Origin of the sequence: Enterococcus sp. FDAARGOS_553 (genome assembly GCF_003812305.1) — a bacterium.
GTDB lineage: Bacteria > Bacillota > Bacilli > Lactobacillales > Enterococcaceae > Enterococcus_D > Enterococcus_D gallinarum.
Genome location: NZ_CP033740.1, coordinates 742,359 through 754,404 on the forward strand (window position 1 = coordinate 742,359; position 12,046 = coordinate 754,404).

A 12,046-nucleotide genomic window follows, 5' to 3' on the forward strand; every position below is an offset into this window, starting at 1 on the left:
TTCATTTTCTCAAAAAAATCTGAGGAGCCGATTGCACTCCCCAGACATTTACTTTTATCCTCTTAATAATACTAAACCTACTGTAAAGAGCACAAAGACCAACACTACGAGTGTGTCGCGGTTGTGCCAGTGAAGAATCCGATACTTGGTCCGCCCTTCACCGCCTTGATAGCCTCTAGCCTCCATGGCTGTAGCTAGGTCCTCTGCCCGGTTAAAACTGCTGACAAACAAAGGGATCAGCAATGGGACGATAGCTTTCATCTTTTGCAACAACCCGCCTTCTCCGAAATCGACTCCGCGGGCACGCTGGGCATTCATAATTTTCTCAGTCTCATCCATTAATGTCGGCACAAAGCGAAGTGCGATCGACAGCATCAAAGAAATTTCATGCACGGGAAATCGGATGGCTTTTAATGGGCGTAATATATATTCGATTGCATCTGACAACTCCAAAGGTGGTGTCGTCAACGTCAGCAATGTCGACATAAAAATAATCAAAACAAAACGGCAAAAAATGAACGCACCATTCTGCAAACCAAATTCGGTAATATTGAAGATCCACCAGGACCAATAGACTTCTCCACCCGTCGTAAAGAGAATCTGCAATGCTACAGTGAATAAAATCAGCCAGATCAACGGGCGAACACCACGAACGAAAAAACCCAAATCAATTTTGGAAAGAAAAATGCTAAATAGCGTAAAAACAGCTGCCAAAAGATAGCTCTGCCAATTGTTTGCCAAAAAAATGATTCCAATAAAATAAAAACTGGCAAGTAATTTCACCCGTGGATCGAGTTTATGGATAAAGGAATCTCCTGGAATAAAGCGGCCAAAGATTAGTTTATTCATCATTTGCGGTCGCCTCCTTTGCTACCAGTTGATCCGCAAGTTCTTCTGCTGTCAATGGCAAGCGTTCGAAATGCAACCCTTTCGCTTGCAACAACGCTGCAAAAGCAGTTGCTGTTGGTACGCCTAATTGTTTTTCTTGTAGCCATTCGATATCTTGAAAAACATTCTTCGGTGCACCCTCTTTAACGATTCGTCCTTTTTCTAATACATAGACATAATCTGCAAAATTAGCCACATCATCCATCAAATGGGTCACTAAGATGATGGTCATATTTTTCTCTTGATGGAGTCGCTGGAACATCTCCATCATTTCTTTGCGTCCTTGTGGATCTAAACCCGCTGTTGGCTCATCTAATACCAATACTTCCGGTTCCATTGCTAAGACCCCGGCAATGGCTACTCGGCGCATCTGTCCTCCTGAGAGATCAAATGGGGAACGTTCAAGAAAGCTTTCATCTAAACCAACGAGTTTAATGTACTCTTTCGCTAATTCAGCTGCCGCTTCTTCACTCACACCAAAATTTTGGGGACCAAAAGCGATATCTCGAGCCACAGTTTCTTCAAACAATTGCGATTCAGGAAATTGAAAGACGATTCCTACTTTTTTACGCAATGGTTTTAAATTCTTATTATCAGTTTCAGGAGTGATCACGCGATCACCAATCGTCACTTTGCCCGCTGTTGGCTTTAATAATGCATTCAAGTGTTGTAGTAATGTTGATTTGCCACTACCAGTGTGACCCACCAATGCTGTATACGAGCCTTCTTTGATTTCGAGATCAATATCGAATAACACGCGTTGCTCAAATGGGGAATGCGGTTGATAAGTAAATGCTACTTTTTCAAAACGAATGTCCATAGCCAATCCACCATTCCTTCCTCTGTCAAGTACGCTGCAGGCACAGAGATGCCGCGCTGCTTCAAAGCTGCCTTCAATTTTTCTGGAAAAGGCAAATCTAGACCCAATTCGATCAATTCTGGGCCAGCCGAAAAGATTTCTGCCGGCGTCCCTTCACGAACCAGTTCTCCTTGGCGCATGACCATGACCCGATTGGCATTGGCTGCCTCATCAATATCATGGGTGATTGACAGAACAGTTAAATTATTTTCTTCCTTGATTTTCTTGATCGTTGAAATAACTTCTTCTCTTCCTTCAGGATCAAGCATACTAGTTGCCTCATCTAAAATGATGATATCGGGACGTAATGCCACAACACCAGCGATGGCTACTCGCTGTTTTTGTCCCCCAGAAAGTCTGGCTGGTTCTCGTGTTGCAAATTCTTCCATCCGGACTTGTTCTAGAGCATTTTTGACTCTGATCACCATTTCGTCACGAGGAATCCCTTGGTTCTCTAGACCAAATGCCACATCATCTTCTACAGTTGAACCGACAAATTGATTGTCGGGATTTTGAAAAACCATTCCGACCATTTTACGGATATTCCAAATATTTTCTTCATTAAGCAGCATGTCTCCCACTGCAACGCTTCCTTCTTGCGGTAAAATCAAACCGTTGATCGTTTTGGCCAAGGTCGATTTTCCTGAACCGTTATGACCGATAAGCGCAACCCATTCTCCTTGCTCAATGGACAAAGAGACATTCTTCAACGCCGGACGATCTTCTTCGGTATAACGAACGGTGATAGCATTCAATTCAATGATCGGCTTCATGATATACTCCTTCATTCCAGTTAATTCTTACTTACACTACCAAAAAAGTAAGTTATTTTCAATCATTCCGATGAGATTTCCAAACAGAACTTTGTTTTCACTTGCCATGACCTGTCAAGACAGATCATCGAAAGTAAAAAAAAAGCACTTTATGATGAGTGCGTACACCTCGAAATACATCGAGGTGTAGGCGCTGAGCTAGACTCGGAAAGTTTCTTCCAACATCATAACACTCTTAATAAACATCTATAAAGTGATGATAAGTGTGATTTTAAACAAGTTCTAGGATAACCATTGGTGCAGCATCTCCGCGTCTTGGTTCTGTTTTCAAGATGCGAGTGTAGCCACCTTGGCGATCTGTGTAACGAGGAGCGATGTCATTGAATAATTTTTGCAAAGCTGATTCAATAACTACTTCTTCGTTTTCTTCACGAACGCTAGCAACTTCATTACGAACAAATGCGGCAGCTTGGCGACGTGCATGCAAATCACCACGTTTACCTAAAGTGATCATTTTTTCTGCAGTTGAACGAACTTCTTTCGCACGAGCTTCAGTCGTAACGATGCGTTCGTTAATGAATAAATCAGTTGTTAAATCACGCAACATCGCTTTACGTTGGCTAGATGTGCGTCCTAGTTTACGATAACTCACGTGGTTTCCCTCCTTCACTTTCGTATGTCGTCTCGATCAGACGAGCCGAAACTAACGTAATCGAAGACGTATTAATCGTCTTTACGTAGTCCTAAACCAAGATCGTGTAATTTCACTTTGACCTCTTCAAGAGATTTACGGCCTAAGTTCCGTACTTTAATCATTTCTGGTTCAGATTTATTAGTCAATTCTTGTACAGTATTGATTCCTGCACGTTTTAGACAGTTGTATGAACGAACAGACAAGTCTAATTCTTCAATCGTCATTTCCAACATTTTTTCTTTTTGTGTTTCTTCTTTTTCCACCATGATCTCAGCGTTTTTCGCTTCGTCCGTTAGGTTTACAAAGATGTCTAAATGTTCGGTCATGATTTTTGCAGCTAAACTCATTGCTTCCAATGGTTCAATTGAGCCATCAGTCCATATTTCCATCGTTAATTTGTCAAAATCATCACGACGACCAACACGAGTATTTTCTACTTGGTAGTTCACACGACGTACTGGTGTATAGATTGAATCGACTGGAAGAACACCGATTGGCATGTCTTCTTTTTTATTTTCATCTGCTTGAACGTAGCCGCGTCCAGGTTTCACAGTTAAGCGAGCATGGAATGAAGCTCCTTCAGAAACGTTGCAGATATACATATCTTTGTTAAGGATTTCTACATCACTGTCTACGATGATATCGCCAGCAGTTACTGTAGCAGGTCCTGTAATATCGATTTCCAGGGTTTTTTCTTCATCCCCGTACATTTTTAATGCAAGACCTTTGATATTCAAGATGATTTGAGCAACGTCTTCCCGAACGCCCTTAACAGTTGAGAATTCGTGTAAAACTCCATCGATTTGAATATTGGTGATTGCTGCACCAGGTAAAGAAGATAATAAAATACGACGTAAGGAATTTCCTAAAGTAGTTCCGTATCCTCTTTCAAGAGGCTCAACGATGAACTTGCCATAATCTTTTTCTTCATCAATCTTTGCGATTCTTGGTTTTTCGAATTCAATCATTCTTATCTTTTACCCCTTTCAAAACGAAAAGTGTCTTGTTCAATGACGTAATTGTTACACTCAAAATGAGCAGCACTCATTAAACACGACGGCGTTTTGGAGGGCGGCATCCATTATGAGGGACTGGAGTCACGTCACGGATTGCAGTCACTTCCAAACCTGCTGCTTGTAATGAACGAATTGCTGCTTCACGTCCAGAACCAGGTCCTTTAACTGTTACTTCTACAGTTCTTAATCCGTGTTCCATTGCTGCTTTGGTAGCTGTTTCTGCTGCCATTTGAGCGGCAAAAGGAGTAGATTTTTTGCTTCCTTTGAAACCTAATGAACCAGCTGATGACCATGCTAATGCATTCCCATGAGTATCAGTGATCATAATGATTGTATTATTGAATGTTGAGTGAATATGTGCAATACCCGCTTCAATATTCTTTTTCACACGGCGTTTACGACTCACTTTTTTTGCTGCCATGAAGTTTTAACCTCCTTCACTTAGGAATTATTTTTTCTTGCCTGCGACTGTTTTAGACGGGCCTTTACGAGTACGTGCATTGTTTTTCGTGTTTTGTCCACGAACTGGCAATCCACGGCGATGACGGATACCACGGTATGAACCGATTTCCATCAAACGTTTGATGTTCAAGTTCACTTCACGACGAAGGTCACCTTCAACTTTTAATTTATCAACTTCAGCACGGATAGCATCTGTTTGTTCATTCGTTAGATCACGAACACGAACTTCTTCAGAAACGCCAGCGTTTGCTAAAATTTGTTTTGCAGTCGTGTTACCAATACCATAGATATAAGTAAGTGAAACGACCACACGTTTATCACGAGGAATATCTACTCCTGCAATACGAGCCATATTTGTTACACCTCCGATTATCCTTGACGTTGTTTATGTTTTGGATTTGCTGGGCAAATCACCATAACGCGTCCTTTACGACGAATTACTTTACAATGTTCGCACATTGGTTTTACTGATGGTCTTACTTTCATGATAATACCTCCTGTGGTTTTACGGAGTACAATTATTTAAAGCGATAAGTAATGCGGCCACGGTTCAGGTCATACGGTGATAATTCAACCGTCACTTTGTCTCCAGGTAATATACGAATGTAGTGCATCCGGATCTTACCAGAAACGGTCGCTAGAACTTGGTGTCCGTTTTCCAATTCGACTTTAAACATTGCATTCGGCAAAGTTTCGACGACTGTACCTTCGACTTCAATCATATCTTCTTTTGCCACGCACAGTACCTCCTTGTACTTGTGATTTTCACACGATAAAATGGCGGAAACGGGGTTCCCACCTGATATTCTCAAACTATGCTTCTACTTAATAACAGTAGAAGTCGGACTGACATATTTTATCATACTCTGTCAAAGGTTTCAAGAGAAAGTTTTGTAGCTGCAAGTCGGTGACGGGCAATCTATGATTAGTCAATGATGTTTTTAACATCTTTAAATACAGCATCGATGTCGCGATCACCATCAATCGACTGCAATAAACCTTTTTCTTTGTAATAAGCTAAGATTGGTTCACTGCTTTTGATATTGACAGCTAGACGATTTTTGACCGTCTCAGGCTTATCATCTTCACGTTGGTAGAAGTCATGACTTCCACAACGATCACATGTTCCTTCCACTTTTGGCGGATTGAACAATTTATGATAAGTTGCCCCACAATTGCGGCACATGAAGCGGCCGGCTAAACGTTCTACGAGAACTTCTTCAGGAACATGAATATCAATGACAGCATCTAGTTTTTTGTTTAGGTCTTTCAACATTTCGTCCAATGCTTCAGCTTGTTCCAAAGTCCGCGGAAAGCCATCCAATAAGAAGCCTTTCTCTGTGTCTGGTTCAGCTAAACGCTCTTTGACGATACCGTTGGTGACCTCATCTGGAACCAAAGCGCCTTGATCCATGTAAGATTTTGCTTTCAGGCCTAATTCTGTTTCGTTCGCCATTGCAGCCCGAAACATATCGCCTGTTGAAATATGAGGAAGACCGTATTCAGCAACGATACGTTCTGCCTGAGTACCTTTACCGGCACCAGGTAGTCCCATTAAAATGAGGTTCATTCTAATTCCTCCTGTAAGTTTTTGAATAGTGTTGAGGAAGACCTCAACACTTCAATAACTTTAATTGATAAAACCAGTATATTTCCGTTTCAGCATAAGTCCTTCTAGCTGCTTCGCAGTATCCAGAGCTACCCCGATAACGATCAATAAACTTGTTCCACCTAAACCGATTGATTGCGGCAAGTTCCAAACCATCTGAGCGATGATCGGCAACAGCGCAACTAGTCCTAAGAAGACCGATCCTACTGTACTTAATCGCATAAGCAGACGTGAGACGTATTCTTCTGTTCCTTTACCAGGGCGCACACTTGGAATGTAGCTTCCTTGTTTTTGTAGGTTTTCCGCTAATTTCTCAGGGTTAACTTGTACAAATGCATAGAAGAACGTAAACGCCACGATCAAAACAGTATAGATGATCGCACCAGGTACGGTGTTATAACTAAAAATCGTTTGTACTACTTCATACCAAGTTTCGCCTTTGTACGAACTACCTAATGCTTGAATGATCGCATTTGGTGTTGTAATAAACGAACTAGCAAAGATAACTGGGATTACACCGGCAGCGTTGACCTTCAATGGAAGATAACTACTTGTTGGCGCACCAGCTACTCGCTTCGTATATTGGATTGGAATCTTTCGTTCTGCTTGTTGTACATACGTCACAAATGTGATGATGACCAAAACAGCAACGACAAGCAAGACCATAAACAATGCATTCATCCAAATATCTGATGGATCCACGTTGATGAAATAATCTTCTACCAATTCCTTGATACTAGCGGGTAAGCGTGAAATGATCCCTGCAAAGATAATCATTGACACACCATTTCCGATTCCGCGTTCTGTGATTTGTTCTCCTAACCAAGTAACGAGCATCGTACCTGCTGTTAAGATCAAACCAATCACCACAAACGTCGAGATATTTGGATTGTTGACAAAGCCAAGTTGTGTATAATAGTTGAACCCTGCAGTTAACGTCATCGACTGAACAAAGGCCAAAACCAATGTTAGGTAACGAGTTGCTTGATTCAATTTCTTACGACCAACTTCCCCTTGCTTCGACCACTCAACAAATCTTGGCACAATATCCATCTGCAACAACTGAATAACGATTGACGCAGTAATATATGGTGACACACCCATTGAGAAAATCGAGAATTGCTGCATCGCGCCACCGCTGACCAAGTTCAACATGTTCAGAAACGGTAGATCAGCAATTTCCCGCAAACGGCTTGCGTCTACGCCTGGCACAGTAATATGTGTACCCAGACGAAAGACAAACAAGATAAGTACGGTGAAGAAAATTCTCGATCTAATATCTTTTACTTTAAAGGCGTCCTTTAGTAGTTTGAACATTAGATCACCTCGATTGATCCACCAGCAGCAACGATTGCTTCTTCAGCTGCTTTTGAGAATTTTGCTGCTTTCACAGTCAATTTCTTCGTTAGTTCTCCATTTGCTAATACTTTGATTCCAGCTTTTTCATCTTTGACGATTCCAGCTTCATGCAAAGCAACAGGTGTTACTTCTGCACCGTCTTCAAAGCGGTTTAATACATCAAGATTGATAACTGCATATTCTTTGCGGTTGACATTTGTAAATCCGCGTTTTGGCAAACGACGGAACAATGGTGTTTGTCCCCCTTCAAAGCCTAAACGTACTCCGCCACCTGAACGAGCTTTTTGACCTTTTTGTCCGCGTCCAGCTGTTTTACCGTTACCAGATGAAGTTCCGCGACCAACACGGTTACGTACTTGGCGTGATCCTTCTGATGGTTTTAATTCATGAAGTTTCATAGGTTTGGCACCTCCTTAATCAAACTAGATCTGCTGATCCTTAGACTTCTTCAACGTCCACTAAGTGAGAAACAGTGTTGACCATGCCTTTGATTGCATCATTAGCAGGTTTTACTACTGTTGAATTCAACTTTGTAAGACCTAACGCTTTTACAGTATCGCGTTGGTTTTGGGGACGTCCAATAATACTGCGTTTTAAAGTGATTTTCAATTCAGCCATTATAGTGTCCTCCTTAACCGATTAATTCTTCTACTGATTTGCCGCGAAGTGCTGCCACTTCTTCAGCGCGTTTCAATTGTTTCAACCCTTCAACTGTTGCGCGAACAACGTTGATTGGTGTGTTAGAACCTAAAGATTTAGATGTGATATCCGCTACCCCAGCTAATTCCAATACGGCACGAACGGGTCCACCAGCAGCTACCCCAGAACCTTCTACAGCAGGTTTCATAAGGATGCGTCCGCCGCCGAATACACCGATAACTTCGTGAGGGATTGTAGAACCAACCATTGGTACTTCTACCAAGTTTTTCTTCGCGTCTTCGATTGCTTTACGGATTGCTTCTGGTACTTCTTGTGCTTTACCAGTACCGAAACCTACGTGTCCGTTTTTATCACCGACAACAACTAATGCAGCAAAACGTAGACGACGTCCACCTTTAACAACTTTAGTTACACGGTTAATCGCAACAACGCGGTCTTCTAATTCCAAATGTTTTGGATCAATATAAACCATGAATGGTGTTCCTCCTTCTCTTAAAATTCCAGTCCATTTTCGCGAGCTGCTTCAGCTAAAGCTGCTACACGGCCATGGTAAAGGTATCCACCACGGTCAAAGACTACTACTTTAATACCTTTTGCTGCTGCACGTTCTGCAACTAATTTGCCGACAGCTTGTGCTTGTTCAGTTTTGTTTCCACCTGAAATTTCTTTATCTAAGGCAGAGGCACTTGCTAGCGTCACACCCGCTACGTCATCAATGATTTGAGCGTAGATGTTTTTGTTCGAACGGAACACGTTTAAGCGTGGGCACTCAGCAGTACCAGAGATTTTGTTACGTACACGACGATGTCTTTTCTGACGTGTTTTATTTTTATCTGGTTTTGTAATCACAATTGTCACCTCTTTTTATTTGCTAGCCTAAGCCGCTATTCGTAAATGCTTACGACTATTTACCAGTTTTACCTTCTTTACGACGCACAAATTCGCCAACATAACGAATCCCTTTGCCTTTATAAGGTTCTGGAGGACGAACGCCACGAATATTGGCAGCTAATTCGCCAACAACTTCTTTATCTGATCCTTTGATGATCACAGAAGTGTTTGAAGGAACTTCAATTTCGATTCCAGCTGGCGCTTCGATTTCAACCGGATGAGAGTAACCAACGTTCAATACAAGTTTTTTACCTTGCAATTGAGCACGGTACCCAACCCCGATCAATTCTAACGCTTTTTGGAAACCTTCAGAAACACCAACAACCATGTTGTTGAAGTTTGCACGGGTAGTTCCGTGGATAGTTTTCATTTCTTTACTATCGTTTGGACGAGTGAATGTTACTTCGTTTCCTTCGATATTCATTTTGATATCAGAAGAAAAAGTACGTTTCAATTCACCTTTAGGTCCTTTAACTGTAATGTCGTTTCCATCTTGTTTGATTTCAACACCTGCAGGAAGAACGACGATCTTATTACCGATACGACTCACTTAGAGGCACCTCCTTGTGGATTATTTTAAATTACCATACATAAGCGACTACTTCGCCGCCAACATTTTTTGCTCTTGCTTCTTTGTCAGTGATAACACCTTCAGAAGTTGAGATGATCGCGATTCCTAAACCGTTCAATACTTTTGGCACTTCGTCAGCTTTGACATAAGCACGCAAACCTGGTTTAGAGATACGTTTCAAGTTTGTGATAACACGTTCACCGTTTTTGCCGTATTTCAAGAATACGCGGATCACGCCTTGTTTGTCATCTTCGATATATTCAACATCGCGAACGAAACCTTCACGTTTCAAGATTTCAGCGATATCACGTTTGATTTTTGAAGCAGGTACTTCTAAGCTTTCGTGTTTTACCATATTGGCATTACGTACACGCGTTAGAAAATCTGCGATTGGATCTGTCATGACCATGGGATAATTTACCTCCTTTATGCGAGTATAGTTTACCAGCTAGCTTTCTTCACGCCGGGAATTTGTCCTTTATAGGCAAGTTCGCGGAAGCAAATACGGCAAAGATGAAATTTACGATAAACTGAATGTGGACGTCCGCAACGTTCGCAACGAGTATACTCTTGTGTTGAGAATTTAGCAGGGCGTTTGTTTTTAGCAATCATTGATTTTTTAGCCACGTAGTTCGCCTCCTTTTTTTATTTTTGGAATGGCATGCCTAATTGTGACAACAATTCACGAGATTCTTCATCTGTGTTGGCTGTTGTTACAATAACGATATCCATACCACGTACTTTATCGATCAAATCATAATCTACTTCAGGGAAGATCAATTGTTCTTTGATTCCTAATGTGTAGTTTCCGCGTCCGTCAAACGCTTTTTTGCTGACACCGTGGAAGTCACGGACACGTGGCAATGAAACTGTTACTAACTTGTCTAAGAATTCATACATTCTTTCGCCGCGTAGAGTAACTTTCGCACCGATTGGCATTCCTTCACGTAAACGGAATCCAGCAATAGATTTTTTCGCTTTTGTGATCAATGGTTTTTGACCTGAGATCAATTGTAATTCTTCAACAGCTTTATCTAAGTTTTTTGCATTCGATACAGCATCACCAACACCCATGTTGATAACGATTTTATCAACTTTTGGTGCTTGCATAACTGAGCTGTAGTTAAATTTGTCCATTAATGATGGGACAACTTCTTTTGAATATTTTTCTTTAAGGCGGTTCATCTGTTAGCCCCTCCTTCCTTTATTTGATTATTTATCAAGAACTTCTCCGGTTTTTTTAGAAACGCGGACTTTTTTGCCGTCAACTTCTTTATAGCCTACACGTGTTGCTTCACCGTTCGAAGGATCAACCACCATCACGTTAGAAACATGAATTGGTGCTTCCATCTCGACGATTCCGCCTTGAGGAGCTGTTTGAGAAGGTTTTTGGTGTTTTTTAACGACGTTCACACCTTCAACAACGACTTTGTCTTTCTTAGGAAACGCTGCAAGTACAACGCCTTCTTTGTTTTTGTCTTTACCAGTGATAACTTTAACTTTATCGCCTTTTTTAACAAACATGTTTGTTTCGCACCTCCTTTAGATAAGAATCACTATTACAATACTTCTGGTGCTAGGGAAACGATCTTCATAAAGTTGCCTTCACGCAATTCGCGAGCAACTGGTCCAAAGATACGAGTTCCACGTGGGCTCTTATCGTCACGGATAATAACCGCAGCATTTTCATCAAATTTAATGTAAGAACCGTCTGTACGACGTGCTCCTGATTTTGTACGAACGATAACGGCTTTAACGACGTCACCTTTTTTGACAACCCCACCTGGCGTTGCTTGTTTGACCGTAGCAACGATCACGTCACCAATATTCGCAGTTTTACGACCAGATCCGCCAAGGACTTTGATCGTTAGAATTTCACGGGCACCTGAGTTGTCCGCCACTCTTAATCGGCTTTCTGCTTGGATCACGATGTGTATCCTCCTTTCAGATTTTGCAATTCACAATCTATATAGGAAAATCTCGTGTGATTAGATAATCACTGCCTTTTCAACAATCTCTACTAGACGGAAACGTTTCGTAGCTGATAATGGACGAGTTTCCATAATTTTCACGATATCGCCAACTTTTGCTTCGTTGTTTTCATCGTGTGCTTTGTATTTCTTAGAATAGTTCAGACGTTTGCCGTAGATAGGGTGGTTTTTCTTAGTTTCAACGACAACAGTGATTGTTTTATCCATCTTGTCGGATACCACGCGACCTTGGTAAACTTTGCGTTGATTTCTTTCTTCAGTCATACGCTAAAT

22 protein-coding genes are annotated in these 12,046 nt (G+C 41.4%); all 22 read right to left on the reverse strand.

Going from position 1 to position 12,046, the window contains the following annotated elements:
* Positions 1-54: 54 nt before the first annotated feature.
* Positions 55-852 carry an energy-coupling factor transporter transmembrane protein EcfT gene (locus EGX73_RS03835; protein ID WP_003128042.1) on the reverse strand — a complete coding sequence of 266 codons (798 nt, stop codon included), beginning with the start codon at positions 850-852 and terminating at the stop codon, positions 55-57.
* A complete protein-coding gene (locus EGX73_RS03840) occupies positions 842-1,708 on the reverse strand; it encodes an energy-coupling factor ABC transporter ATP-binding protein (protein ID WP_123866744.1) in 867 nt (288 codons plus the stop codon). Before EGX73_RS03840 ends, EGX73_RS03835 begins: the two co-directional genes overlap by 11 nt.
* Positions 1,684-2,520, reverse strand: a complete 837-nt coding sequence (locus EGX73_RS03845; protein ID WP_005470032.1) for an energy-coupling factor ABC transporter ATP-binding protein — start codon at positions 2,518-2,520, stop codon at positions 1,684-1,686. The genes EGX73_RS03840 and EGX73_RS03845 overlap by 25 nt, the downstream gene beginning before the upstream one ends.
* A gap of 271 nt (positions 2,521-2,791) precedes the next feature.
* Positions 2,792-3,172, reverse strand: coding sequence for a 50S ribosomal protein L17 (rplQ, locus tag EGX73_RS03850; RefSeq protein ID WP_003128038.1), 381 nt, complete (start codon positions 3,170-3,172; stop codon positions 2,792-2,794).
* A gap of 71 nt (positions 3,173-3,243) precedes the next feature.
* Complete coding sequence (locus EGX73_RS03855) at positions 3,244-4,182, reverse strand: DNA-directed RNA polymerase subunit alpha (protein ID WP_003128037.1); 939 nt, start codon at positions 4,180-4,182, stop codon at positions 3,244-3,246.
* Between the two features lie 79 nt (positions 4,183-4,261).
* Positions 4,262-4,651, reverse strand: coding sequence for a 30S ribosomal protein S11 (gene rpsK / locus EGX73_RS03860; RefSeq protein WP_003128036.1), 390 nt, complete (start codon positions 4,649-4,651; stop codon positions 4,262-4,264).
* A gap of 27 nt (positions 4,652-4,678) precedes the next feature.
* Entirely contained in the window at positions 4,679-5,044 is a 366-nt protein-coding gene (gene rpsM / locus EGX73_RS03865) for a 30S ribosomal protein S13 (protein WP_003128035.1), read from the reverse strand.
* A gap of 17 nt (positions 5,045-5,061) precedes the next feature.
* Positions 5,062-5,178 (reverse strand): 50S ribosomal protein L36, encoded by a 117-nt coding sequence (gene rpmJ, locus EGX73_RS03870; protein WP_002288710.1) that lies wholly within the window; start codon positions 5,176-5,178, stop codon positions 5,062-5,064.
* Between the two features lie 32 nt (positions 5,179-5,210).
* The gene (gene infA, locus EGX73_RS03875; protein ID WP_002288695.1) at positions 5,211-5,429 is read right to left on the reverse strand and encodes a translation initiation factor IF-1; all 219 of its coding nucleotides are present in this window, start codon (positions 5,427-5,429) and stop codon (positions 5,211-5,213) included.
* A gap of 188 nt (positions 5,430-5,617) precedes the next feature.
* Positions 5,618-6,262, reverse strand: a complete 645-nt coding sequence (locus tag EGX73_RS03880; protein ID WP_003128018.1) for an adenylate kinase — start codon at positions 6,260-6,262, stop codon at positions 5,618-5,620.
* 60 nt (positions 6,263-6,322) lie between these two features.
* On the reverse strand, positions 6,323-7,618 hold the full coding sequence (gene secY, locus EGX73_RS03885; protein ID WP_003128017.1) for a preprotein translocase subunit SecY: 1,296 nt from the start codon (positions 7,616-7,618) through the stop codon (positions 6,323-6,325).
* Positions 7,618-8,058, reverse strand: coding sequence for a 50S ribosomal protein L15 (rplO, locus tag EGX73_RS03890; RefSeq protein WP_003128016.1), 441 nt, complete (start codon positions 8,056-8,058; stop codon positions 7,618-7,620). Before rplO ends, secY begins: the two co-directional genes overlap by 1 nt.
* A 40-nt stretch (positions 8,059-8,098) precedes the next feature.
* On the reverse strand, positions 8,099-8,278 hold the full coding sequence (rpmD, locus tag EGX73_RS03895) for a 50S ribosomal protein L30 (RefSeq protein ID WP_003128015.1): 180 nt from the start codon (positions 8,276-8,278) through the stop codon (positions 8,099-8,101).
* A gap of 13 nt (positions 8,279-8,291) precedes the next feature.
* A complete protein-coding gene (rpsE, locus tag EGX73_RS03900; protein WP_003128014.1) occupies positions 8,292-8,792 on the reverse strand; it encodes a 30S ribosomal protein S5 in 501 nt (166 codons plus the stop codon).
* Positions 8,793-8,812: 20 nt separating this feature from the next.
* A complete protein-coding gene (gene rplR, locus EGX73_RS03905; RefSeq protein ID WP_003128013.1) occupies positions 8,813-9,169 on the reverse strand; it encodes a 50S ribosomal protein L18 in 357 nt (118 codons plus the stop codon).
* A gap of 55 nt (positions 9,170-9,224) precedes the next feature.
* Entirely contained in the window at positions 9,225-9,761 is a 537-nt protein-coding gene (gene rplF / locus EGX73_RS03910; protein WP_003128012.1) for a 50S ribosomal protein L6, read from the reverse strand.
* A 31-nt stretch (positions 9,762-9,792) separates the two neighbouring features.
* On the reverse strand, positions 9,793-10,191 hold the full coding sequence (gene rpsH / locus EGX73_RS03915) for a 30S ribosomal protein S8 (RefSeq protein ID WP_003128011.1): 399 nt from the start codon (positions 10,189-10,191) through the stop codon (positions 9,793-9,795).
* 32 nt (positions 10,192-10,223) lie between these two features.
* Positions 10,224-10,409: a type Z 30S ribosomal protein S14 gene (locus EGX73_RS03920; protein WP_003128010.1), complete on the reverse strand. Its 186-nt coding sequence runs from the start codon at positions 10,407-10,409 to the stop codon at positions 10,224-10,226.
* Between the two features lie 18 nt (positions 10,410-10,427).
* Entirely contained in the window at positions 10,428-10,967 is a 540-nt protein-coding gene (gene rplE / locus EGX73_RS03925; RefSeq protein ID WP_003128008.1) for a 50S ribosomal protein L5, read from the reverse strand.
* A gap of 27 nt (positions 10,968-10,994) precedes the next feature.
* Positions 10,995-11,306, reverse strand: a complete 312-nt coding sequence (rplX, locus tag EGX73_RS03930) for a 50S ribosomal protein L24 (RefSeq protein ID WP_003128007.1) — start codon at positions 11,304-11,306, stop codon at positions 10,995-10,997.
* 35 nt (positions 11,307-11,341) lie between these two features.
* Entirely contained in the window at positions 11,342-11,710 is a 369-nt protein-coding gene (rplN, locus tag EGX73_RS03935) for a 50S ribosomal protein L14 (RefSeq protein WP_003128006.1), read from the reverse strand.
* 60 nt (positions 11,711-11,770) lie between these two features.
* Positions 11,771-12,037: a 30S ribosomal protein S17 gene (gene rpsQ / locus EGX73_RS03940; RefSeq protein WP_003128005.1), complete on the reverse strand. Its 267-nt coding sequence runs from the start codon at positions 12,035-12,037 to the stop codon at positions 11,771-11,773.
* Between the last annotated feature and the right edge of the window lie 9 nt (positions 12,038-12,046).

Excerpts from the sequence above, each read along its gene's own strand:
- rplE (WP_003128008.1), bottom strand. The coding sequence starts at position 10,967 with ATGAACCGCCTTAAAGAAAAATATTCAAAAGAAGTTGTCCCATCATTA.
- rpsH (WP_003128011.1), bottom strand. The coding sequence starts at position 10,191 with ATGGTCATGACAGATCCAATCGCAGATTTTCTAACGCGTGTACGTAAT.
- EGX73_RS03840 (WP_123866744.1), bottom strand. The coding sequence starts at position 1,708 with ATGGACATTCGTTTTGAAAAAGTAGCATTTACTTATCAACCGCATTCC.
- rpsK (WP_003128036.1), bottom strand. The coding sequence starts at position 4,651 with ATGGCAGCAAAAAAAGTGAGTCGTAAACGCCGTGTGAAAAAGAATATT.
- rpsQ (WP_003128005.1), bottom strand. The coding sequence starts at position 12,037 with ATGACTGAAGAAAGAAATCAACGCAAAGTTTACCAAGGTCGCGTGGTA.
- rplX (WP_003128007.1), bottom strand. The coding sequence starts at position 11,306 with ATGTTTGTTAAAAAAGGCGATAAAGTTAAAGTTATCACTGGTAAAGAC.
- EGX73_RS03835 (WP_003128042.1), bottom strand. The coding sequence starts at position 852 with ATGATGAATAAACTAATCTTTGGCCGCTTTATTCCAGGAGATTCCTTT.
- EGX73_RS03880 (WP_003128018.1), bottom strand. The coding sequence starts at position 6,262 with ATGAACCTCATTTTAATGGGACTACCTGGTGCCGGTAAAGGTACTCAG.
- rplO (WP_003128016.1), bottom strand. The coding sequence starts at position 8,058 with ATGAAACTTCATGAATTAAAACCATCAGAAGGATCACGCCAAGTACGT.
- rpmJ (WP_002288710.1), bottom strand. The coding sequence starts at position 5,178 with ATGAAAGTAAGACCATCAGTAAAACCAATGTGCGAACATTGTAAAGTA.
- rpsE (WP_003128014.1), bottom strand. The coding sequence starts at position 8,792 with ATGGTTTATATTGATCCAAAACATTTGGAATTAGAAGACCGCGTTGTT.
- rpmD (WP_003128015.1), bottom strand. The coding sequence starts at position 8,278 with ATGGCTGAATTGAAAATCACTTTAAAACGCAGTATTATTGGACGTCCC.
- secY (WP_003128017.1), bottom strand. The coding sequence starts at position 7,618 with ATGTTCAAACTACTAAAGGACGCCTTTAAAGTAAAAGATATTAGATCG.
- rpsM (WP_003128035.1), bottom strand. The coding sequence starts at position 5,044 with ATGGCTCGTATTGCAGGAGTAGATATTCCTCGTGATAAACGTGTGGTC.
- EGX73_RS03845 (WP_005470032.1), bottom strand. The coding sequence starts at position 2,520 with ATGAAGCCGATCATTGAATTGAATGCTATCACCGTTCGTTATACCGAA.
- EGX73_RS03855 (WP_003128037.1), bottom strand. The coding sequence starts at position 4,182 with ATGATTGAATTCGAAAAACCAAGAATCGCAAAGATTGATGAAGAAAAA.